We start from the raw sequence: 21,958 nt of genomic DNA on the forward strand, positions 1-21,958 counted from the left end.
TATTATAACCCTGCGGTTTTCTCCTGGGAGAATGAAACCAAGAGTGGGCTCTATCTTCTGTCCGTTCGACCGATCCATCGAAAGATATGAGTATTCAGTCTCCCAACTATCAGATATTACAGATTGATTCCATGTCATCCCTTCTCCCCTCGTCTGAAGATATTCTGTCTCTCCTCTGCAGCATGATAGATCAGTTACCAGACCCCGGGTTTGTGGTGGAGCGTTCTGGTCGTATCATCGGTTGGAATCGACGGCTCGAAACGCTCTCGGGTGTTTCCCGTGATGATATGGTGGGGATGGATGGGACGGCGTGCGGAATCCTCTTCTATGGGGACGAACGTCCCCCTCTTGTCGACCTGATACTTCCATCCCGGACCCCTCCTGATCTGATCCCGTATGCCATCCTGGAACTGGATCCGGGGGCTGTATCAGCAGAAGTTCATCTGCCCTGTCTCAGGGGGGGGGCCGGTGGCCTGGTGCTCGCGAAGACTGCTGTGGTGACGGATCGTTCGGGGGCGGTGATAGGGGGGATCGAGACTTTGACCGATATCAGCGCTCAACGATCTGCTATTGAGCGTTTGCTCTCTGCCAATGCCAATCTCCAACAGGCCAACCGGGTGGTCAGGCATGACATTATGAACGAACTGACGATTGTGCTCGGGTATCTCAATCTTGCAGGCGAATCGGTCACCGACCCCGAAGTGCAGGGGGATCTGGCCCGGGCAAGCCTTGGGGCGCGGCAGATTCAGCAACTGATCGAGTTCACGCGTGAGATTCGGTCCCATGGCACAGTCCTCCCATCCTGGCAGCAACTCGACAAGGTGGTCGCTGCTGCGCTCAAGAACTCCACCTCCTGTGTCCCCACTGTTACGGTAAGGGGGGACGCGGTTCGTCTCCTTGCAGACTCACTCTTGGTAAGGGTGATCTCTACGCTCCTCACCGATACCTACCAGCGGGGAGGGAATCTGGTTGAACTCTGGACAGAAGAGCACGGGGATCATCTCTGTATCATCTATACTGATGATGGAGATGGGATCCCTGAATACGAAAAAGAGCGAATATTTGGTGAAAATTTTGATAAGGTGCGGGGATATGGCCTCTTCCTTGATCGTGAAATTCTGGCGGTGACCGGGATTACTCTACGGGAGACCGGGGATCCGGACAGGGGGGCCCATTTTGAGATAGTCGTGCCGGCCGGCGCATATCGGATCCTCACTGGCCAGGAAGTATCTGGTTCAGATTGGGTCGTTGATCTTTAGATCTGGCAGTCATATTCGTGAGATTACGAGTTGGTTCGATGAAACCTCCCCTGGGTCCGGCTCTGTGGCTATGGTAACTCCCTGCTCTGCCCAGGTGAAAGGGGGCCCGTCTGGACCATCTCATTGTCTTTGATGTCCCCCCAGTGCCTTTGCGTCTTCGGGTTAATCTCAACCCGGCCGGTCGGCTCTCACATTCGATAGTCTCTGGGCTGCAGGTTATTGTCCCGGTGTGCAAGTGCCACATGCAGCGATTGGTGATGAGGTGGAGTGGGACCTCCGCATCCGGTACTTCTATTGGTTAATTCCATTCGGAGGATGGGAGGATGTCTAGGCTGTCTAGTGTTCTGACTTTTCTTTGTGGAGGATCGGGGTTCCGGGGTGCTCCGTGGTTTGGGCACGGCCAGGGGAGGCCTTCGGCGCCAAACTCTGCAGATCTCATGCCGGTTTTTGTTCCGTTCCGACGGTATTTTTTTATGAAATCTACACGTAATTCGTGGGTATCACTGCGACAAATGTTAAATTAAAAAAATGTATTACTCATAAAATTAATACTAATTGATCATGGGAGAAATTGAAAAGTGTGAATACTGTGGGAAGGATGCTATCGGTCTCCAGTCATTTGAGGGCAGTTTTGCCTATGTCTGCGAAGATCATGCTGACGGTCTCCTTCGTGCACTCAAGCCCGGTGAAAAAAAATCTTATGGTGTTTGTTATCTCGAACGATACGATAACAATTGATACTTGATTGTTCTCCAAAAATGATAGATGTAACTCCCCGGCGACCTAAAATCTTGGTGATGGGAGAGATCGTTCAATGCGCCATATGACGAACTCTCCCTTCAGAATACGTTCATCATTCCCTGAAATAAACTGCTGATCCTCTTTTTCAGATCAGGGTGATTTTACCTAATATCTGCATCTTGCCCAGTGGTTCCCTGGTTAGATTCGTGAGACAAAATTGATGAATTGGAAAAAAATGATAAGATTCTTGGAATAATGATGGGTGAGGATGGTGGAAAAACCAGGGTGTGAAAGGATGTGAGGGGGATGCAATCATGATCCCGTCATTAGGGTAATGTGGTGCCTATGTCTGCCGGGATTCTGCTGAGGACCTCCTTCTTTCATTCAAACCCAGTTATAAACAGGGGAATGATTATTATTACCCCGAACGATTCGATATCGCCGATCACTGGTTTTTCTCAGGATGATGATGGATATTGTTCTCCTGCGGCCAGAAATAGGTGTACTGATAATAATTGTTCTTCTGTTCCTGATGGTTTAACGGAAGATTCCTTAGATTGCGAATGAAGCCTCCCTGAGGAAGGTGGGGGGAAGCACCCATACAACCGTAGGAGTGTCCCACATTTTGAGGTTGGGGTAATCCTAGGAGATACCGGGATCCGTTTCCCTATTTCTGGCGTTGGAATAGATAAATTTGCTGATAATTCACATTTATCTGATCGAACACGGAAAATTGCAGTAAAAAATCCAGACTTGTCAAAGAGAAAAGCCACTGATTTCACTCACTCCTAAAAAAGGGATTATTTGTTGAAACAGTTCAGATAGATCATGTCGCTGCCGGTCTTCGCAAGCCGGTCGCGCTCTGCACGCTCTTCGACCAGTGCCAGTATCGGCAGTGTCATGTCGACACCCGGTTTGTGGCCGAAGAGATCTTCTAGCTCGACCTGCTGTGCATGCATGAAGAGGGCGTTCGGGATCTCTGCTGGGCAGAGTTCCTCACACTGTCCACAGTTCACGCAGGAGTCTGATATATGTGCGTATCTAATCAGGTGGAACATAAAGTTCGGTGGGATCTCTCCTGGAGTGACCAGTGCCGGGTTCTTTGTTGAGCAGTCCACGCAGTAACAGATCGGGCAGGCTTCGATGCATGAGTAGCACTTGATGCAGCGTGCGGTTGCCTTCATGATCTTTTCGAGCCGCGTCTGTCCCTGACCGAGTTCGGTGAAGTCCTTTGCTCGCCACTTGTCGCCGAGCTTCAGCATGGCGCCCTCGATCTTTCCCCGGATCTCGATCCCCTTTGCTGGGGCCGGCTCGGTGGCGATGGCGCCTGCCTGCTCTGCCCTGGTGAGGAGGTCTGCGCCCTTCTGGCTGCAGACTTCGACGAAGGTGGCCTTGCCTGCCTTGTCGCCAATAACACCCCAGTTTCCGCAGGCGAGGTCTGCCTGGCGGGGGACCTTCAGCTTGCAGCGGCGACAGTTGGTCCTGCGGCCAAAACCCTCATCCTCAAGGATGTCCATGGCGATACCTTTGTGACCTTCCTCAGTTTCGATGATGAACTGTCCCTTGTCGATCTCCTCCTTTTTAACGTCGTTCGGGTCGACTTCGTACTTCTCACGGATCATCGTGCGTGCGAGGGCCGGGCTTACTGAGCCGCCACAGTTCACCCCGATCATGGTGACATTGTCGAGGTTGATCTGCTTGCGCTTGGCCAGTTCGTATATCCCCATCATGTCGCAGCCCTTGACGGTGACACCGAGTTTCATGTCGCTGGCGCCGTCGAGGTACTTCTTGATCAACTTGGAGAGCAGGAGCGTTCCGCAGTGGAGGGAACCTGCCGTGTTGTTCAGGTCTTCGGGGTTCGTGATCAGGACTGGCTGGGCATCATAGAGGTCAACCCCTCTCTGCACGGTCAGCACTGCATCGACGATCTTGTTTTCAAGTGCATATTTGAGAAGAGCGGTGACTGCACCCCCACACTCTGCTTTCTTCTGTAGGTCTGCATTGGTGGTCCAGGCCAGGACCATGTCGCCTTTTGCTGCCATTACTGTACCTCCGGAATCTTCTCAATCCTCACAGAGCACGCCTTGTACTCTGGAATGCTCGCTATCGGGTCGAGTGCATTGTTGGTCAGGATGTTTGCTGCGCACTCCTTGAAGTGGAATGGCATGAAGACAACACCTTTCTTTATGTCCTTTGTAACCCGTGCACCGATATTGATCTCTCCTCTGCGGGAGATTGCCCGGATCATCTCCTTGTCCTTGATGCCCAGTGCCTTTGCATCTTCAGGGTTCATCTCGACCCAGCCGGTCGGTTCCTCGCGTTCGAGACTCTCCGAGCGGCGGGTCATCGTCCCGGTATGCCAGTGCCACATGCAGCGGCCGGTGGTGAGGAGGAGTGGGTACTCCGCATCCGGTACTTCTGCCGGTTGTTTCCATTCGATGGGGGTGAGGATGCCGAGACCATCAGGTGTTCCGAACTTCTCCTTGTGGAGGACCGGTGTTCCGGGGTGCTCTGCGGTTGGGCATGGCCAGTGGAGCCCTTCGGCGCCTAAGCGTGCATAGGTCATACCGCCATAGGATGGTGTGACCTTGGCCACTTCGTTGAAGATCTCTTCAGGACTCTTGAATGCAAACTGCTTCTCGTAACCCATTGCGGCCCCGAGTTCACAGATGATCTGCCAGTCGGGCTTTGCCTGTCCTGGTGCATCCTGCGCCTTTCTCCAGAGCTGGACACGCCGCTCGGTGTTGGTCTGGGTTCCGTCGCGCTCTGCGTAGCAGGAGCCCGGAAGGACAACGTCTGCAAGTTCAGCGGTCTCAGTCAGGAAGATATCCTGTACGACCATAAATTCGAGGTTTTTCAATCCCTTCTCGACGTGGTGAAGATCAGGATCAGAGATCATCGGATTCTCGCCCATGACGTACATGCATTTCAGGGTGCCAGGCTCATCAGCGAGAACGTTGATCATCTTGGTGACGGTGTACCCGACCTTGCCCTCGGCGATGTCGCATCCCCATGCCTCGGTCATCTTCTTGTGGAGATCTGAGTTGGCGACCTGCTGGTAGCCTGAGTAGACGTTCGGCAGGCAGCCCATGTCGCAGGCTCCCTGCACATTGTTCTGGCCACGAAGTGCGCAGACGCCGGCGCCCCGCTTGCCGAGGTTTCCGGTGATCATCTGCAGGTTGGCTGTGGACTTCACATTATCGACACCAACGGTGTGCTGGGTGATGCCCATCGAATAGAGAAGTGCACTGGACTCGGCCTTTGCGATCCACTCGGCTGCAGTGGCGATGTCCGCTGCCGGGAGACCGGTGACCTTTGCCACGTTTTCGAGGCTGTAAGTGTCCTTCATCACGACCTCTTTGAGTTTGTCAAAGTCCTTGGTCCGCTTTGCAATGAACTCCTTATCCTCCCATCCATTCTTGATGATGTGCTGCATCAGCCCGTTCAGCAGGGCGACATCGGTGCCTGAGAAGAAGGGCAGGTACAGATCGGCCTGCTTGGCGGTGGGGGTGAACCTTGGATCTGCAACGATCACTTTTACCCCGTTCAGCCTGGCCATCATGATCCGGCGGCCGATCAGGGGATGCTGCTCAAAAGTGTTGGACCCGATCACAAAGATGCACTTTGCCTCGCTGATATCCTCGATCGAGTTGGTCATGGCCCCTGACCCGAAGACGGCTGCAAGGCCGGCGACGGTTGATGCGTGGCACAGCCTGGCGCAGTGGTCGACGTGTGGTGTTTTGAGGACGGCACGAGCAAATTTCTGCAACAGGTAATTCTCTTCATTGGAGACACGGGCAGATGCAAGACACGCCATCTCTTCTGGCTTGTATGCTTTGAACTTGGAAACGATCAGTGCGTATGCTTCGTCCCAGGATGCCTCGACGAACGTGCCATCCTTCTTGATCAGGGGGGTGGTCAGCCGGTCCGGGCTGTTTACAAACTCGGCTGCATAATTCCCCTTTGCACATGTCTTGCCCTGGTTTACTGGGGCACGATGCCATGGTGCGGTGTCGACAACCTTCCCGTCTTTGACGACAAGATTGAACCCGCAACCTGTTCCGCAGTACGGACAGGTCGTTGGTACGTATTTCATCTCCATAAGAAAACCTCAAACTGTTGAATTTTAATTTACTTAAGTAACTTTACTTATTTAACCATAATGGTTCAATTCTTGAAAATTGTATATTTTTGGTGGGTATTATCCGGCGTCGGTTCGTGTTTATCGAGATAATTTTGAAAATGTTTATATGGCTACTGTGGTACAACCTGTTCTAGCGCAGGATGTCCTGTGCAGGATGTGTCTGGACTGAAGAAGACTCCCATGTTCCCCCTGATGCTGGATCTAGTCCGGTCGGGTCTCTCTGCAATGGATGGTGTAGTCTTCACCGAACGACAGTGCTGCCCGTATTGTGGCGGGCCCTTACTCGTCCATGATTATAAGGATCGTAAGTTTGCAACTCTTCTCCAAGGGTCGGACCAGATGGATATCATGGTATCGGTCCGACGTTTTCACTGCCGGTCCTGTCACCGGCTGGTCACTGCCGAAGTTCCATTCTACCCGGACGTCCACCTCGGATCCCCTGTGGTGGATCTTTGTATCGTCCTCACCCACCAGTTGCCATACTCCCAGGCGGACCGGCTGATTCGTGATCTGGGTGTCGTTCTCCACCGTGGCACGATCAGAAACTACGCGACTCTCCCGATCATGCCGGCCGTGACTGATAACCTCTTTGGGATCACCTTTCCTCGCTCGCTCCTGAACCTGTCATCGCTGGCTGCAGCCAGGAGTGCAGGAGAGCCGATCACCGGGGAGGATGCACTGGCTGCCTGCATGTCCGTGGATTTATCTAACCAGGAAGTCATCAGATCCTTATCAAAATAGAGGATGTGTGGGAGATGGATCGGCTGTCACTCTCTGTCAGTGTGATCTGTTCTGCAACGCCATCTCGCGGACCGCCCAGGCTGGAAGGGCATCGGCGAGTTCTCCGAGTTCCTCTTCAAGGCTGGTACCGCCGAGTACCCCCGCAATGAGGCCGGCCCCAATCCCTGCAGTCAGCACCTCGTCTGCACCTGAAACCTCGGCTATCCGTTCCACCTCTCTTCTGATGGCATGACTCTGGATCGCCCAGCACTGTTCTGCGATTGATAGGACCCCGACCTCTCCAATCTCTTCCAGGTCTGCACAGACGACTCGGGCGAGCCTCCTCTGTGAGCCGACCAGGGTCTTCTCCCTGTGATCGGGAGCGTCGCAGGTATACTGCTCAGTGGTGATATGCCCCAGAACCAGGTGGAGATCGGCACTGGTCGCAAAGTATTCGCTTGAAATAGGAGTCCTGACTCCCTCAAGATCAACCGAGTGAAGGATGGCTGCGACGTTGGTCCTGAGCATACCGGTATAGATCAGGTATCCCCGCTGTAGTCTGAGCAGATCGGTCAGTCCGGTCAGGTCAGAGAATCGGGTCAGCGGGATGATGTCGGTCGTCGTCGAGCCGAAGTCGACGAAGAGGGCGTTCGGGTGCTCTCTTCTGAGCCTGTCGGCAGAAGCGAGCCAGTTGGCCGCTGCCAGCGAGGGGTCTGAATCGTCATGAAAGGCCCCGTCCATGCCATAGAACCGGGATTGAGGGAATGCTGCCCTGACGGCGTTTACGATGAACCGGATCCCCTGCTCCTTGGCTGGGAAGCAGTCGGCCAGTTCTCCACTCATCACGACGGCAGCTTCTTCGGTGAGGCCCGGGTTATAGGGCCTGAGCAGTGTTGTGATCGGGGCCTTCTCCCAGAGCGGGCAGTAATGAATCGCCACCCCTTTCTCGGTCACTACCTTGAGATTCGCACCGCCGACGTCGATCCCGATCATAATCTGGTGACTCCGCCGTGGGTATCGAACCGGACGCTGCCGGACAGGTGAACCGATCCGGGTCCCCTGCCGTGCGACGCATTGACCAGCACGTCGGCGATCTCCTCCTCCATACAGGCGGCGATACCGACCAGGCTCGTCGTGATCCTGGGGTTCACATCGACCACATAGCAGTGGTCCGCCACAACCATATCGACCCCGGTATAACCCTGGCAGCCGAGCCGGTTCAATGCCAGTGCAGCAGTCGCAACGATTTCATCCTGGCGGGGGTGATCGATGGGGGTCTCACCGCCCAGGTATCGGATCTGGCCATCCGGTCCCTGGCTGATCGTCTGTCTGTTCACGGCCAGCAGCAGGGGCGGATCGCCTGAATAGTTGTCACAGGCATCCCCAACGACACGGGAACCGACCATGCTGACCGAAATGTGCTCTCCCTCGATAAACCGCTCCCCAAACTCTACCTCCCCTGCCGGCTCGTCAGTCAGGCGCACCCCGGCACTACCGTATCCCCTGATCGGCTTTACGATTCGCAGCCCTGCCGTCATCAACTCCGGCACAGGGACACCATGTTTGGCGAGGACCGTTTTAGCTCGCAGTTTATTGGCACAGACTGCGACGCTCATCGAACCGCAACCAATGTTGTTGGTCAGGTGTTCAAGGGTCGCGCTGAACCCGGCGAGGAGTGGGTCGGGGGCGATCACCAGTCCAACATCGCAGAGGGGGGCGAGGCGTCGGATCTCCTCTGAAAAATCGTCCCCCTCAGGAGTCAGTACCTCGTAGCCGCACCGTTCAAAAGACGCTGAGAGCACCTCAAGCATCGCTCTCCCTTCCTCTGCACAGGCCGGCTCTCTCGTCATCGTATACTCTGCAATGAGCGCCTTCATATCCGATCCATTCACCGTATATCCAGATGAGTGTGACGATCAGAACAGGGTAATCTCAGGTTCCGATGACTATTTCTGCAGTCCCTGCGCAGAGGTACTTGGATGAAAAAACCCAGGGTGCTGCTGACAAATGATGATGGAATCAACTCTGTCGGACTATGGGCGGCATATGAAGCCCTATCTGATATCTGTGAGGTGACGGTGGTGGCCCCCGCCTCTCAGCAGAGTGCCGTCGGGCGATCGATCTCGATCTTTGAGCCGATCCGGGCCGGCATGGTTTCGATGCATGGGATTTCTGCCTATGCTGTTGGTGGGAAACCAACTGATGCGGTGATCATTGGGTTATATGCCCTCGATCTGAAGCCCGATCTGGTTGTCAGCGGGATCAACATCGGAGAGAACCTCTCGTACGAATCGATCATGACCTCGGGCACCGTCGGAGCTGCGCTGGAAGCGGCCAATCAGGGGACGCCTGCTGTGGCTTTTTCGCTGCAGGTTGAGGATCAGGGTGATAAATTCGACGATCCTCGACGACCGAGCCAGAGTTTTTCCAGTGCAAAGCAGGTGGTCCGGGATGTATGTTCCAGGATTTTTGAACAGGGTTTTCCTCAGTCAACCGATGTGATCAATGTGAATGTTCCCTCGATGATCCGGGGCGGATACGTGGTCACCCGGCTCGCCAAGAAACTCTTTCGGACCGGGGTCGAAAAAAGGCTGGATCCCCGGGGTCGTCCGTACTTCTGGATCAATGGTCCGCTGCTCGATGATGCTGAAGAGGGGACTGATTTTCATGCGATCAAGAGCGGGGCGATCTCGATCACCCCGATCACTCTGGACTGCACGGCCACCTGGGCCGTCGATGATATGAGTAGGCTCTTCTCTCTTGAGAAGTGAACCTGTGCCTACCCTTTCTTATCTGCAGACCTCCCACCTTGGTCTATGGTTGATGCATCAGCACAGGCTGTAGGAAAGCGTGAGGCCGGGTATCGTGCCGCCGATATGGTCGCGGATGGAATGGTTGTCGGGCTTGGAACGGGCTCGACGGTCTTCTTTGCGATGGAGCGGCTCGCTGCACGGATCCGGGAGGGGCTTGTTATCACTGGAATCCCGACCTCGTTCCAGACCGCGATCCGGGCACGGGGTTGTGGAATTCCTCTGGCAACGCTGAACGACTATCCTGTGATCGATCTGGCCATCGATGGAGCTGATCAGGTCGACCCTGGTTTTGCTTTGATCAAGGGTCGGGGTGCTGCCCAGACCCAGGAGAAGTGCGTGGCCTTTGCGGCCAAATCTCTGGTTATTGTTGCGGATCCCTCCAAACTAACCCGAAAACTGGATGCTGTGGTCCCGATCGAAGTTCTCTCCTCTGCTTATGTGCCCGTGATCCGATACCTCAAAACAATTGGTGGTGTCCCTGTACTTCGGGAAGGAATTAAAAAAGACGGGCCTGTCATCACCGACAATGGCAATATGGTGATCGACTGTGGCTTTGGTACTATCGGTGACCCCACTGCCCTTGATATCCACCTCTCATCGATCCCCGGGGTTGTCACCTGTGGCCTCTTCACTACTTTTGCTGATAAGACGACAGTGGTCGTCGGTGATTCAAACGGGTGTCAGGTACTCTCACGAAACGGTCAGTTCCCTCTGTGAGAGGAGATCGCGGAGTTGCTGCATCGTCTGACGCTGCAGTTCTGCCTCTGATCGTTTATCCGCCTCAATTTGATCGACGATCGCATTGATCGGATGACCAAGCCGATAGATCTTCACCGGCCTTCCTTTGCTTTCAGCCTTGCTCTCTCTGCTCTCGATCCATCCTTCGGTATGGAGCCTGCTCATTGCAATGCTCACCTCTGGCTGTCGGAGGTCGGTTCCACGCTCGATATCCCGTGAGGTCGCTTCACTGGTGCTGGAGAGGAAGACAAGAACCTTTGCTAGGTTCCGTCTGATCCCGATCCCGATCAGCAGGTCGACGAACTCCTCTTCCTTCTGAGTGAAGAATAATACCTGTTCAGATCTCATCTGATCCCCTTTCTTAATTTATTTGTGTGCGTTATATAAAAGAAGTATTATCTTCTCGATAATTAACTTGATTACCAGTCTGCAAGGTGTTTGACGACTTCGAAGACTTCAGCGTACTTGGTGTTCACCTGGAACCCATGGTAACTGGCCCGCCCTTTGATCCCTTCCAGCCACCATGGTCCATAGGTGTCGAGTTGAGATTTGTGAGCCATGATACTCTCGAGCTTCTGGTCTATCGTCTCTGATATATCGATGAAATACTGCCCACGGAACGGCAACGGTGCGATACCGCCAGGGATCGTCTGTTCGTACATGTAGAGCGAGCAGTCGTTCTTCCTGGTCGTCGCGATCACCGCATTGGTCACCGCGTTGTGATCCTGGTGTGAATCGTTGTTGGAGTGGGTGTAGACGACATTCGGTCTGAAATCTTTAAAAATCTGGTCGAACTGCCGCACCATCTCTCGGGAGAAGACCAGTTCATCGGGGGGCACATCCATGACGATCAAATCTGCACCGAGGATCGCTGCAGCTTGCTCCGCCTCTGGTATCCTGATCTCTTTTCTGTTTGGGACGGTGGCGACTACCATCAGTACCTCATGCCCTCTGCTGATATGCCGGGCGATGGTCCCTCCCATCCCGATCTCCAGATCATCTGGATGTGCACCGAATGCGAGTATCTTCATTGAATTGTTCCTCATAATGATTGATGTTGTATGAGTGGGGTACCGATCTTCTGGATTGTAAGACGCTGTGATTGGGCGTCTTCATCATGCATGACCGCTCCCTGATGGGTATCTGTATATTTGATTGAACGATCGATCCTTTCTGGATACGTTTCAAACATGTCCTCGTGACCACGAGGGAATCTGCGAATTCAGAAAATACCTGTGATTCAAGTCTACTCTTCTTTCAGCGTTTCACATATGTTTCTCTTTACCCCAGTATAAAAGATCTGATCTCGGGGAGATACTGACCCTCTTGATGAGTTATCTATCCTGGGGGTAGTGATCTTTATCTTGATTCGGATGCAAATGTATGGTCGTTATTCAATGGGGTGGCAGCAGATGCCATCCCTGAGGTGAACGGTGGTACCTGGTGATCAGATCTAAAGATGAGTATCTGTTCTATCTTGAGGCGGACCGGGTGGCACTCAACCGGCAGAGGAAGAGGCCAAAACTCTTTGGGGATGAGATCTGGAGGTTCCAGCGGTTGCTCCGAACAGTGGAATTCTATGAGAACTGTCGAACCTCGCTCTTCTGGAAGCCGTTCCTGGTCTATTATTCGATCATGTTCCGGCTCTTTGGTCTGCTGCTCGGGTATACGATCCCCCAACATGTCTTTGGCCCGGGATTGGCGATCACCAGCGTGGGGACGATCGTTGTGAACAGTTGTGTACGGGTAGGTGAGAACTGCCGGCTTCATGTTTGTGTGAACATCGGTTCACGGGCCGGAACCGACACCGAGGCCCCCCAGATCGGAAACAATGTATGTATTGGTCCTGGGGCGGTGCTCTTTGGGCAGATCTCCATCGCTGACAATATCACCATCGGCGCCAATGCTGTGGTGACCCGGTCGTTCACTGAAGAGGGGATCCTGATCGCTGGGGCGCCGGCCAAAAAAATAGAATGTAACGGCTCTGTACCCGCGGTGAAGACCCCCTAGATCCCCTGCGATCCCTCCTGGTGACCGGCCTGGTTCCTGGTTACCTCTTCTATTCTTTATCGTTCCATTTTATCTTCTTGGGTCACCGATACTACTGTCACAAGGTATGCTATGAGTGGGGCAGAATCTGAGGAGGAGAAGAATGCACGGATCGATGGCGAGAAAAGTTTCTCGACTGATGTCCTCAAACTCGTAACTGGGACCACCCTGGCACAGGTGATAGTGGTCCTTGCTTCACCAGTGCTGACGCGGATGTATACGCCTGAGGCTTTCGGCCTACTGGCGGTCTTCACTGCGATCACCAAGATCCTGAGCGTCGTCGCCTGCCTGCGGTACGAGTTCTCGATCATGCTCCCTGAGCGGGAGGAGGATGCGGCCAACCTGCTTGGTCTCTGTCTGCTCGTGGTGACTGTCATCTCGGTGCTGACAGTTCCACTGATCTGGATTGGGGAAGGACCATTCCTGGAACTGCTCAATGCGGAGTCCCTCGCCGGTTATCTCTGGCTCATTCCGCCGTTCATCTTTATGACCGGTGTTTTTCTGGCGCTCAACTACTGGAACTCGCGATCCCGCCACTATGGGCGTCTCTCGATGGCGCGAATGGTATCTTCCCTGGCGATCACCGGCGCACAGGTGGGCGCCGGCGGGGTTGGGATGGCGACCAGCGGCAGCCTGATCGGTGCGAATGTCTTCGGAACAACGGTGGCCACCCTGATCCTCGGCTGGCAGATCGCCCGAGACGACCTCGCCCTGCTTCGGCGGGAGATCTCCTGGAGTGGGATGAAGGCCGGGATGATCCGGTACAAGAAGTTCCCCCTCTTTGAGTCCTGGTCCGGGCTGCTCAATGTTGCCTCCTGGCAGCTCCCCTCGTTTCTGCTCGCAGCCTACTTCTCGACGACGGTGGTCGGATATTATTCACTTGGGTTCAGGCTGATCCAGATGCCGATGGATCTGATCGGCGGCGCTATTCAGCAGGTCTTCTTTCAGCGAGCTTCGGACGCCCAGAAGCATGGATCGCTCAGTGTCCTGACCGAGAGCGTCTTTGGGGTGCTGCTGAAGATAGGTCTATTTCCAATGCTGCTGCTCTCAATGATGGGGGAGGAGCTCTTTGTCCTGGTCTTTGGGAGTGCCTGGGGGGAGGCTGGTTTCTATACTCAGTTGCTCAGTGTATGGGCCCTTATCTGGTTCATTACCTCTCCACTATCGACCATCTACATGGTGCAGGAGAAGCAGGGTTTTGGTTTGAAAGTCAATATTGCGAACTTTGTTACCCGACTGCTCGCCCTGGTCGTCGGGGGAATGCTCGGCAGCGCCCGTCTTGCAATCTTCCTCTTTGCGGTCTCAGGGATCGCTGTGTACGGGTATCTCTGTCTGCAGCTCCTCTCATTCAGTGGAGTGCCGCTCAGAAGGACGTTCAGGATTGTTCTCTCCAATGTGGCACTTTTTGTGCCGGCTGGGGTGCTGATCATGATTCTCAAATGTTGGGGTATCTCTCCTCTTATCCAGATGGTCGTGGCCGGTGCCTGCGCCCTGGTCTATTACCTGTATACACTCAAGACAGATCCCCAGATCAAGGAATTGCTGGCGGGTTTCGCCTGATCCTCGGCAAATTATAATCCTTTTTTTAATATTTGATGGTATGGTGATAGATAGTTAAAAACCTGAAAATAGATATGTGCATGAGGCGATCTCTCTCCCCTTTTTTGTAGTCAATCTGAATCGCATCTCAAGTTTGTGGGATTGGGCAGACGAACTTCTCTCTTTTTGATTGGGCTGAACTGTATGGTTGTGCTGAAGAACTCCTGACATTTGGGATGAAATGATCAGACATTCGTCTGAAGAAGAAAATGTCAAAAGAAAGTATGAACAATCGATAGCGAGGGATGGATTTGAACCATCGGTCTACGGGTTATGAGCCCGTCGGGATCTCCTGACTACCCTACCTCGCTTCCTATGCAGGTTACTACTATATGAGACACTGAGATATATAATTTTTGGTTAATTGATGGCTAACTTATGAGATATCTCTAAATAGGGCGTCCTCGTATACCGACGACATGGATGATGAACTTCAGCATCTGCGGGAGGAGCGCATCAAAGAGATCATGCAGCAGAGGGCGCATGTACTGGAACCAGTCCTAGAACCCGTGTTGGTGAGTGTCCTCCCGATCACGGTGATGAATATGGAACAGACGCTGACTTCGCACCCGTTGCTCGTGATGGACTGCTGGGCACCCTGGTGCGGTCCCTGCAGGAGGGTCGGTCCGATCATCGAGTCCCTGGCGAGAGAGATGGCTCCGACAGTCACCTTTGCAAAGTGCAACACCGATGAGAACCATCAGATCAGTGCCAGGTTCCAGATCTCTGCCATTCCGACGATCCTGCTCTTCTCTTCTGGTAAACTGGTCGGGCGGATCACCGGTGCCTATCCGCAGGAGGTTCTCCGGTCCAAGATCGTTCGGACGTTTGGTCTCCGGCACTGACCGCTTCTCCCTCTACCCCTAATCCAATATGCGATCGCGATCAATGTTCTAGTATATGCCTCCCTCCTGCTTCGCCGCTCTCCACCCGACGCTCCGGCAGACTCTCCAGCACCGGCTCGGCTGGGATGATCTTCGGCCTCTGCAGGAACAGGCCTGGCAAGCAGCCTCTGGCGGCGATGATCTGCTGGTACTCGCTCCGACTGCCGGAGGAAAGACTGAAGCCGCCATGATCCCGGTGATCGATCGGATCCTCAGGGAGGGGTTGGCAGGGATCGCCTGTCTCTATCTCTCCCCTTTGAAGGCACTGATCAACGATCAGGAGGAACGGATCACCACCCTGGCCAGGCCGGCCGGGATCACCGTCCAGATGTGGCACGGAGATGTTCCGAAAGGGGAACGCCGATGGGAAGATCCTCCGCAGATCCTGATGATCACGCCCGAATCGCTGGAAGTGCTGCTGCTCGATCCGGTGCTCTCTGAGGATCTCGCCCAGCTTCGCGCGGTCGTGATCGATGAGGTTCATGCGTTCGTCCCGGATCCTCGAGGTGTCCATCTGAAGGTCCTCCTCGATCGGCTCGACACGATTACAGGGGGGAAAGTACAGCGTATCGGACTTTCCGCGACCGTTGGGAACCCTGAATCGATCCTCGGGTGGCTCTCGGGACCGGGTCGACAGGGGCAGGTGGTGCGGTCCACGGGTCTCCCTGCGGAGAAGCGTTTCTCCTTTATCGTTCGGGAGGACCCGATAGAACGGTACCAGTTGCTGACGGGGGTGGTCGCCGGCCGGCGGGCTCTGGTCTTCGTCAAGAGCCGGAGCGAGGCTGAGAAGGTCCGACGTTCCATCGGTGCGGAGATTCCCCATGCCTATGTCCACCACTCGGCACTCGCACCAGATCTGCGGCGTGCAGCAGAGGAAGCGACCACCCGGCCGGGTCCGGTGTGTATTATCTGCACCTCCACCCTCGAGTTAGGGATCGACATCGGGGATCTCGACCTGATTGTCCAGGTCGGTCCGCCTACTTCGGTCTCCTCGTTTCTGCAGCGGCTTGGGCGGAGCGGCCGGCGGGGCTCTCCTGCCACGATGACCTTTCTGTTGGGCCCTGAGGATCTCCTTATCACGCTTGCGGTGATCGAGGCGGCGGCGGTACATCAGGTGGAACCCCTCTCCCCGCCAGAGAAGCCGTATGCTGTGGTCCTTCAGCAGATGCTCCTGTACCTGATAAAATCCGGGCGAACGTCCCGTTCATCGCTCTCCCGTCATATCTTTCCGCTCTTTCCGTTTCTATCGGCAAATCCGGAGACGATCGATCGCCTGATCGATAACCTGATCGAACTTGGGATTATGGCGACCGATGGGGGGCTACTGATGCTCGGTGATGCAGGCGAAACGACCTTCGGGGGAGCCGGAAGAAAGGATCTCTTCTCGGTTCTCTCCTCAGTGAGTGAGTACCAGGTGATCACCCCTGATGGTGATCGCATCGGCCGGCTTGACGGTCGTTCGTTGCATCTCATGCCCGGGGATGCGTTTCCGCTCGGAGGGCGTCTCTGGTCGGTGGCAGGGTGCGATCAACAGCACCATCTGGTGATCGTGACCCGCGCGTCAGCCGGTCAGTGTTCGACCCCGATCTTCTGGATCGGATCGCGTTCATCGCTGACTCCATTAGTCGCCCGTGGCATGCTTGAGATCATTGCGGCCGGGAAGACGAATGTTCCGATCGATGGGGAGGAGCAGGCATTGCTGGCTGAAATCTGTTCTACCTATCCGTCCGGTGTACGGCAGAGCGGCCTGCAGGTCTGGGAGGAGCCCCTCGCCACCGGCTTTCGGGTGGTGGTCCTCTCGTTCCAGGGCAGCCTCTTCAACCAGGTGCTGGCTACATTGCTCGAAGACCGTCTCTCATGCAGGGTGAGGTATACCGACACCCACCTGATCGTCGAACAGAAGGGCCGACCCGGTGCCGGAAGGCGGGTGGCAGAGGTGCTGAGGGATCTGCAATCGGTGACTGCAGGCCAGGTCGCCCCCTTTCTCCCTCTGCCCCCCCGGGAAGCCTGGAAGTTCGCATCACTGTTGCCGGACGATCTCTATTCAGAGATGGTCGTCGAGGACTTTTACCACCTGCAGACCTTTCTCTCCTCCCTTTCGCAGGCAGATGTCCTGGAGTTGCAGGTCACCTCTCCCAGCCTTCAACCCTGGTCTCCCTCTTTCTAAAGACAAATCCCCCGAGAATTGCGCCGGCGACTGCTGAGGATCCGAGGATCAGGTTGTCGAGCGGAGTTGTCAGTCCGGTCAGTATGGTGTCACTCCCCATGAATCCGGCGAGCAGCGCAGCGGCACCGGCGCACCCGATCAGGGCAAGGATCAGTGTTCTGAACTGCCGTTCGTATCGGATGAGTGGGGCAGGGGTCAGCGACCGTATCCATTCTCCCCTGTACCATGAGAAGAGGCAGATCAGGATCCCCGCAAAAAAGAGCCACTCGGTTGGGGTGGTCAGTTCGACCAGGAGCATGTGGAGGAAGAAGTCCGGGTATGACTGTTTGGTATACTGGCCGAGCAGTGGGTAGTACCAGAGTTCTGGCTGTGTCCACATCGCATCGAGGATCTGGTGGGAGAGGACGCCGACTCCGATTCCCATGAGCAGTGGTCCCTTTCTTCGAGAGATCAGCAGTCCGGCGATCAGAAACAGAATGAGGCAGAGGAGGAGGCTGTGGGTAAAGAGTCTGCCATTGTCGATCGTTGCTTTGAATAGCAGGTGACCGAGCGGCTTGTCGATCAGGTCCGGGAGCACGGCGCCGGCCATGCATGCAGCGACCAGGCGCCGATCCCCGAGTAGATCGGAGAGGACCAGTCCGAGGATGGTTCCCACAAAGAGGTGACAGAGGATCAGCATGAAAAGAAAGGTGGGTCTGTTTCCCCTAAAGTCTTTCAGACTGAGTACTCTCTCATAATCCGGGCATAGATCCTGGAGGCCGTTTCCAGTTGATCGATCGAGACCCGTTCGTCAATCGCGTGCATAGTGCTGATCTCGCCGGGTCCATACTCGACCACGTCGAACCCTTCCGGTCGCAGCGCCCTGGCATCGCTGGCAGCCCACTGGACGATCGGAATTGCTGGGGTGCTGTACTCGCTGCTGACGGCTCTGCAGACTGCTGTAGTTATCCGTGCATCTGCTGGGGTGAAACTTGGCTCTGCACTGCTCTGAATGGTCATGGTGGCGTTCTGGGCGTGCTCCTGGATACCCGTGACCAGTTGTTCGAGCCCACATCCCCAGGGGAGGCGGAGATCGAGTTCGAGCATGCACTGCTGGGCTACGATGTTCGCCTTCTCGCCCCCTTCGATCCGTCCGGGGTTGAACATCACCCGTCTGAGCACGTGACTGAGCCCCTGTATCGAGAAGGTCTCTTCCAGGACAGCCGTCGACTGATCGAGGATCTCGTCGAGAAGATCGCCGGCCTCGAACTCCTGTTCATGGACTTCGTCGAGGTATTTGAGGAGGTTCATCGCCTCCATGATCGCACTGACCCCCCTGTCGGGATACAGCGAACTGTGCCCGGGGTTCCCGGAGAAGTTCAGGGTCATCCTGCAGAGTCCTTTCTGGCCGATGCATGGATTCCTGGCTGGTGTCGGTTCGGCGATCACACAATCCATCGGGGAGAGGAGTCCTGCTTTGAGCAGGTGTCGGATTCCTTTACCACCGATCTCCTCATCACAGACGAAGGCCAGGTCCACGGGGGGTTCGAGCCCTTCCTCGATCACCGCGGCGAGGGCACTGATGACAGCCGCACAGCCGCCTTTCATATCGGTGGACCCCCGTCCCCAGATGAATCCTCCCACGCTATCCCCCTCGAACGGGGGATAGGTCCACCCCTGATCGATTGCAGGAACCACATCCAGATGACCGCAGAAGAGGAGGGTGGCATCCTTCTGACTGGAGATGAGGTTGGCCTTTTTTGGCTCTTCGCCGGCGATCATGGACCTGACGCCGAGGCCTTCGAGCAGGTTTCTGATGTACTCAACGGCGTCCCGGGTATCCCCGGGTGGATTGTCTGTTCTGATCTGAACCAGCGAAGCACAGAGGTCGGCGGGATCGATCTGCATGTATTCAACCTGTCCTGGTCAAGAATTCGTTCAGCAGGGTTGAGAGCGATGCCTCGTCGTACAGACTCTTTAAAAATGCCTTCCCAAAGAACTCCTCGATGGCATCTCTGAAGAATCTGGCGGGTATTGGTGCCTTGCTATCTGGATTGAGGATGATCCGAAACGAACGGTAATGGGCAGGGTCGGCAGAGTCATAGATCATCTGCCAGAGCGTTGGCAATTTTTCAAAGGATTCCGGGTGCTCTACCTTGAGCCACTCGATAAAAGCCCCAAACCGTGGACGATCGCCTTTCTTCTCTTCATCGATCCGCCAGCGGAGGTACTCGCCGGCCATGATGTTCTTGGGCGACTGGATATTGTAGGCATAGGTCCCGAGGGTGTAGTCGAGGTGTGCCAGGGAGTCGATGAAGTAGAACTTCAGCACAGGGTGGAAGAGACCGATGTCCTGAAGGATCAGTGATTTCTGGTAGAGGTGTTGCAAGATCGCAACGTACTCGTTCTCTCTCTGCATATGCTCCTTATTGGCCGGAGACTGATAAATTAATTATGCTGCCGGGCGTTGCCCTGTTGAAAAAAAAAGGATTAGAATCTTGGCTTTCTGTGCTTTGGAAGGCAGTCCCTGCAATAAACCGGTCTGTCCTGTGTTGGCTTGAACGGAACCTCGCACTCTTTTCCACAGTCTGAACAGATCGTTTTTGTCATTTCTCGTGGCCCAAAGTTCCTTGGACCTCCGAATCCTCTTTCGCTCATGATTTACTCTTACAGAATTTATTCTGTATTAGAACCTACGTTCCTCTGGTTAATAATGGTATGTATTGAATCTAGCCGGTTTAAAAAGGAGATGTATGGGCTCGCTGAGATTCGAACTCAGGACCTCCGCCGTGTGAAGGCGACGTCATAACCAACTAGACCACGGGCCCGAATGCATCGACCGGGAATTGAACCCGGGCTATTGGCTTGGAAGGCCAAAGTCATGCCACTAGACCATCGATGCGATGTGCCTTTCATATATGGCACGCTGCGTTATTATTCTTTTCCCATTGTATCTGTAAAATTGAGGGGGTGTACCTCAGTACCCCTTCATTTCATCCTCGATCGCTTCGAGTGCAGCGATACGCTTCTCAAGTGGGGGGTGGGTCGAGAAGAGCTGTTGCAGGGTCGAAGTCGAGAGGACCGGGAGGATGAAGAAGGCGTTGGCCCCTTCGATCTCTCGCTGCTTCTCCGGAGAAACCCGGGAGATTCTGCCGCTGATCTTCTCGAGTGCAGAGATCAGAGACTGGGGGTTCTGAGTGATCAGGGCACTGCCCCGGTCGGCTGCAAACTCCCGGTAGCGAGAGAGTGTCCGAATCAGGATGGTGCTGATCACCCAGACGATGATCGCAACGATCCAGGCGATCAACCATGGGTTTCCTTCTCTTCGGTCGCCCAGGCTCATGAAGATTCCATTCTGCATGATGATCGAGGCGATCATCCCGATGAACGAGGCGATAGTCAGGGTCAACATATCCCGGTTCTTCACGTGGCTCAGTTCATGGGCCAGCACGGCTTCGAGTTCCTTGGGTGTGAGGAGCTGGTAGATCGAATCGGTCACGGCGACGACTGCATGGCGAGGGGACCGTCCGGTCGCGAATGCGTTCGGGACGGGGCTTGGCATGATGGCGATTCGCGGCATGGGCAGATCCGCCGTGGCACAGAGGCGGCTGACCATCTGGTGGAGTTCCGGGTACTCATCTGCATCGACTACCCTGGCCCGAGTGCTCATCAGCACCAGTTTGTCAGAGAAGAAATACTGGATGAATGCTATGCCTACTGATATGATGACCAGCCAGCCCAGACCGACGCCGAGCGCGGAGAGTATACTGATAAAGACCAGGTAGATGATGAACAGGAGGAACATCGTCAGCCAGACTCTCATGGTGAGTCCAAGGTCACGCTGCCATTTCATACTTATAAAATATATAAGTATATTCAGTTAAATGGATCGTTGGGGGCAGATCTCCCTATAACCCTGCATCTGGGTGTCTTCTGTCAGATACGTACTCCTTGCAGGGCGTCTCTCTTCTCCACGAGTACTCTGGATCTCTTCAGGAGATCGTATACCTTTTATTTCGAATACATGCTATCCATACTTATGGTAGATGTCGAACCTGAAGCGCTGGCTGATGTGGCATATGGGATCTTTGAGATCGTGCTGAACAGGGATCTCCGTGCAGCCGGCCGGCCGCTCTTCAAACTCGTTGAGGAGCAGGTCGACTTTGCAGATGACTTCTCCCGAATCTTCACCGAATTTTCTGATGAATACCCGTTACTGGCCGAGGCTCTCCTCGAACGGTCCCTGACTCCTGGTGCTATCTATGCGATGCTCTGTGCTGGCGAAGGGGTGGTTCCGACCCGGACCACCCAGATGTACTGGATCGTTCTTGACGCCCCACAGGGCCGGCCTGAAGCGGTGGATGATGAACAGGCAGGCAAGTGGCTGATCTTTCTTGAGAAGGACCGGGTTGATGAAGCCTGGAAGTGTGTGCGCGATATGACTGCTGAGGGAATCCTGGGGATCTCGGCCAAGGTCAGTACGGCTAAACCGAACCCCGATGCCCGCGACGATCGCTTTGTGATCTACGTTTATACGCCTGACTGGCAGAATGAAGGGGATGTGATGCGAGTTCGTGAGGAACTGCGCAGTGCAGGTTTTGTCGACAGGCTTGGCTATAAGCGGAACCTTGAGACATTTCGGGGTGAATATAGTAAAAAAGGGAAGAAAGTTACCTATTATAGCAGTTGATTAGGCCTTTCGTTCCTTGTTCTTGGGCCGCAGGTTCTGGTATCCGCACTTGCGGCAGGTGGTTGCACGTACTGCATTCCTTGCATTGCAGCGCATACAGATCTTCACATTGAGTAAACGTTCTTCTGCTTCAGGAAATTTGCCCATTCTATATACTCCACTCTGTAAGTCTACA

At 54.7% G+C, this 21,958-nt stretch carries 22 protein-coding genes and 3 tRNA genes; 10 read left to right on the forward strand and 15 right to left on the reverse strand.

Features of this window, described 5'->3' with window-relative positions:
* Positions 1–182: 182 nt before the first annotated feature.
* Together MPAL_RS02900 and MPAL_RS16435 are read left to right on the forward strand one after the other, a co-directional pair.
* The gene (locus MPAL_RS02900) at positions 183–1,259 is read left to right on the forward strand and encodes an ATP-binding protein (protein ID WP_158303609.1); all 1,077 of its coding nucleotides are present in this window, start codon (positions 183–185) and stop codon (positions 1,257–1,259) included.
* 561 nt (positions 1,260–1,820) lie between these two features.
* Positions 1,821–1,997: a hypothetical protein gene (locus MPAL_RS16435; protein WP_167998857.1), complete on the forward strand. Its 177-nt coding sequence runs from the start codon at positions 1,821–1,823 to the stop codon at positions 1,995–1,997.
* Positions 1,998–2,800: 803 nt separating this feature from the next.
* On the opposite strand, the gene MPAL_RS02905 is transcribed toward MPAL_RS16435, so the two are convergent.
* Together MPAL_RS02905 and fdhF are read right to left on the reverse strand one after the other, a co-directional pair.
* Entirely contained in the window at positions 2,801–4,042 is a 1,242-nt protein-coding gene (locus tag MPAL_RS02905; protein ID WP_012617267.1) for a Coenzyme F420 hydrogenase/dehydrogenase, beta subunit C-terminal domain, read from the reverse strand.
* Positions 4,042–6,102, reverse strand: a complete 2,061-nt coding sequence (gene fdhF / locus MPAL_RS02910; protein WP_012617268.1) for a formate dehydrogenase subunit alpha — start codon at positions 6,100–6,102, stop codon at positions 4,042–4,044. The genes MPAL_RS02905 and fdhF overlap by 1 nt, the downstream gene beginning before the upstream one ends.
* Positions 6,103–6,300: 198 nt before the next feature.
* Between fdhF and MPAL_RS02915 the strand changes: the two genes are divergently transcribed.
* A complete protein-coding gene (locus MPAL_RS02915; RefSeq protein ID WP_158303610.1) occupies positions 6,301–6,885 on the forward strand; it encodes a transposase family protein in 585 nt (194 codons plus the stop codon).
* Between the two features lie 36 nt (positions 6,886–6,921).
* Here the strand turns inward: MPAL_RS02915 and MPAL_RS02920 are convergent, their stop codons facing one another.
* Together MPAL_RS02920 and MPAL_RS02925 are read right to left on the reverse strand one after the other, a co-directional pair.
* Complete coding sequence (locus MPAL_RS02920; RefSeq protein ID WP_012617270.1) at positions 6,922–7,857, reverse strand: hydantoinase/oxoprolinase family protein; 936 nt, start codon at positions 7,855–7,857, stop codon at positions 6,922–6,924.
* Positions 7,854–8,741 (reverse strand): ATP-grasp domain-containing protein, encoded by an 888-nt coding sequence (locus MPAL_RS02925; RefSeq protein WP_012617271.1) that lies wholly within the window; start codon positions 8,739–8,741, stop codon positions 7,854–7,856. Before MPAL_RS02925 ends, MPAL_RS02920 begins: the two co-directional genes overlap by 4 nt.
* Positions 8,742–8,843: 102 nt before the next feature.
* Here MPAL_RS02925 and surE point away from each other — a divergent pair, with 102 nt between their 5' ends.
* Together surE and rpiA are read left to right on the forward strand one after the other, a co-directional pair.
* Entirely contained in the window at positions 8,844–9,635 is a 792-nt protein-coding gene (gene surE, locus MPAL_RS02930; protein WP_012617272.1) for a 5'/3'-nucleotidase SurE, read from the forward strand.
* A gap of 45 nt (positions 9,636–9,680) precedes the next feature.
* Positions 9,681–10,394, forward strand: coding sequence for a ribose-5-phosphate isomerase RpiA (gene rpiA, locus MPAL_RS02935; protein ID WP_012617273.1), 714 nt, complete (start codon positions 9,681–9,683; stop codon positions 10,392–10,394).
* On the opposite strand, the gene MPAL_RS02940 is transcribed toward rpiA, so the two are convergent.
* Both MPAL_RS02940 and MPAL_RS02945 read right to left on the reverse strand, forming a co-directional pair.
* A complete protein-coding gene (locus tag MPAL_RS02940; protein WP_012617274.1) occupies positions 10,368–10,763 on the reverse strand; it encodes a TrmB family transcriptional regulator in 396 nt (131 codons plus the stop codon). The two genes, rpiA and MPAL_RS02940, sit on opposite strands and share 27 nt — an antisense overlap.
* A 71-nt stretch (positions 10,764–10,834) precedes the next feature.
* A complete protein-coding gene (locus MPAL_RS02945) occupies positions 10,835–11,446 on the reverse strand; it encodes a PIG-L deacetylase family protein (protein WP_012617275.1) in 612 nt (203 codons plus the stop codon).
* Positions 11,447–11,858: 412 nt separating this feature from the next.
* Between MPAL_RS02945 and MPAL_RS02950 the strand changes: the two genes are divergently transcribed.
* On the forward strand, positions 11,859–12,425 hold the full coding sequence (locus tag MPAL_RS02950) for an LbetaH domain-containing protein (protein ID WP_012617276.1): 567 nt from the start codon (positions 11,859–11,861) through the stop codon (positions 12,423–12,425).
* A 111-nt stretch (positions 12,426–12,536) separates the two neighbouring features.
* Complete coding sequence (locus MPAL_RS02955; protein WP_012617277.1) at positions 12,537–14,024, forward strand: lipopolysaccharide biosynthesis protein; 1,488 nt, start codon at positions 12,537–12,539, stop codon at positions 14,022–14,024.
* 275 nt (positions 14,025–14,299) lie between these two features.
* Here MPAL_RS02955 and MPAL_RS02960 read toward each other — a convergent pair.
* Positions 14,300–14,374, reverse strand: a tRNA-Met gene (locus MPAL_RS02960).
* A 108-nt stretch (positions 14,375–14,482) separates the two neighbouring features.
* Here MPAL_RS02960 and trxA point away from each other — a divergent pair.
* Positions 14,483–14,908, forward strand: coding sequence for a thioredoxin (gene trxA / locus MPAL_RS02965; RefSeq protein ID WP_012617278.1), 426 nt, complete (start codon positions 14,483–14,485; stop codon positions 14,906–14,908).
* 55 nt (positions 14,909–14,963) lie between these two features.
* Positions 14,964–17,114, forward strand: coding sequence for a DEAD/DEAH box helicase (locus MPAL_RS02970; protein ID WP_012617279.1), 2,151 nt, complete (start codon positions 14,964–14,966; stop codon positions 17,112–17,114).
* On the opposite strand, the gene MPAL_RS02975 is transcribed toward MPAL_RS02970, so the two are convergent.
* The 7 genes from MPAL_RS02975 to htpX all read right to left on the reverse strand — a co-directional run bounded on the left by MPAL_RS02975 (position 17,074) and on the right by htpX (position 20,946).
* The gene (locus tag MPAL_RS02975; RefSeq protein WP_012617280.1) at positions 17,074–17,793 is read right to left on the reverse strand and encodes a metal-dependent hydrolase; all 720 of its coding nucleotides are present in this window, start codon (positions 17,791–17,793) and stop codon (positions 17,074–17,076) included. The two genes, MPAL_RS02970 and MPAL_RS02975, sit on opposite strands and share 41 nt — an antisense overlap.
* Positions 17,794–17,828: 35 nt before the next feature.
* Positions 17,829–19,001, reverse strand: a complete 1,173-nt coding sequence (locus tag MPAL_RS02980; protein ID WP_012617281.1) for a M20/M25/M40 family metallo-hydrolase — start codon at positions 18,999–19,001, stop codon at positions 17,829–17,831.
* 4 nt (positions 19,002–19,005) lie between these two features.
* The gene (locus MPAL_RS02985) at positions 19,006–19,512 is read right to left on the reverse strand and encodes a hypothetical protein (RefSeq protein ID WP_012617282.1); all 507 of its coding nucleotides are present in this window, start codon (positions 19,510–19,512) and stop codon (positions 19,006–19,008) included.
* Between the two features lie 71 nt (positions 19,513–19,583).
* On the reverse strand, positions 19,584–19,751 hold the full coding sequence (locus tag MPAL_RS14960; RefSeq protein ID WP_012617283.1) for a CxxC-x17-CxxC domain-containing protein: 168 nt from the start codon (positions 19,749–19,751) through the stop codon (positions 19,584–19,586).
* Between the two features lie 96 nt (positions 19,752–19,847).
* Positions 19,848–19,921 (reverse strand) — tRNA-Val (locus MPAL_RS02990).
* A gap of 3 nt (positions 19,922–19,924) precedes the next feature.
* A tRNA-Gly gene (locus MPAL_RS02995) sits at positions 19,925–19,995 on the reverse strand.
* Positions 19,996–20,070: 75 nt separating this feature from the next.
* Positions 20,071–20,946 (reverse strand): zinc metalloprotease HtpX, encoded by an 876-nt coding sequence (gene htpX / locus MPAL_RS03000; protein WP_012617284.1) that lies wholly within the window; start codon positions 20,944–20,946, stop codon positions 20,071–20,073.
* A gap of 186 nt (positions 20,947–21,132) precedes the next feature.
* Between htpX and MPAL_RS03005 the strand changes: the two genes are divergently transcribed.
* Positions 21,133–21,783, forward strand: coding sequence for a putative phosphothreonine lyase domain-containing protein (locus tag MPAL_RS03005; protein WP_012617285.1), 651 nt, complete (start codon positions 21,133–21,135; stop codon positions 21,781–21,783).
* Here MPAL_RS03005 and MPAL_RS03010 read toward each other — a convergent pair whose 3' ends face one another.
* A complete protein-coding gene (locus MPAL_RS03010; protein ID WP_012617286.1) occupies positions 21,784–21,930 on the reverse strand; it encodes a 50S ribosomal protein L40e in 147 nt (48 codons plus the stop codon).
* Positions 21,931–21,958: the final 28 nt, after the last annotated feature.

The sequence above is a fragment of the Methanosphaerula palustris E1-9c genome, assembly GCF_000021965.1.
Lineage (GTDB): Archaea > Halobacteriota > Methanomicrobia > Methanomicrobiales > Methanospirillaceae > Methanosphaerula > Methanosphaerula palustris.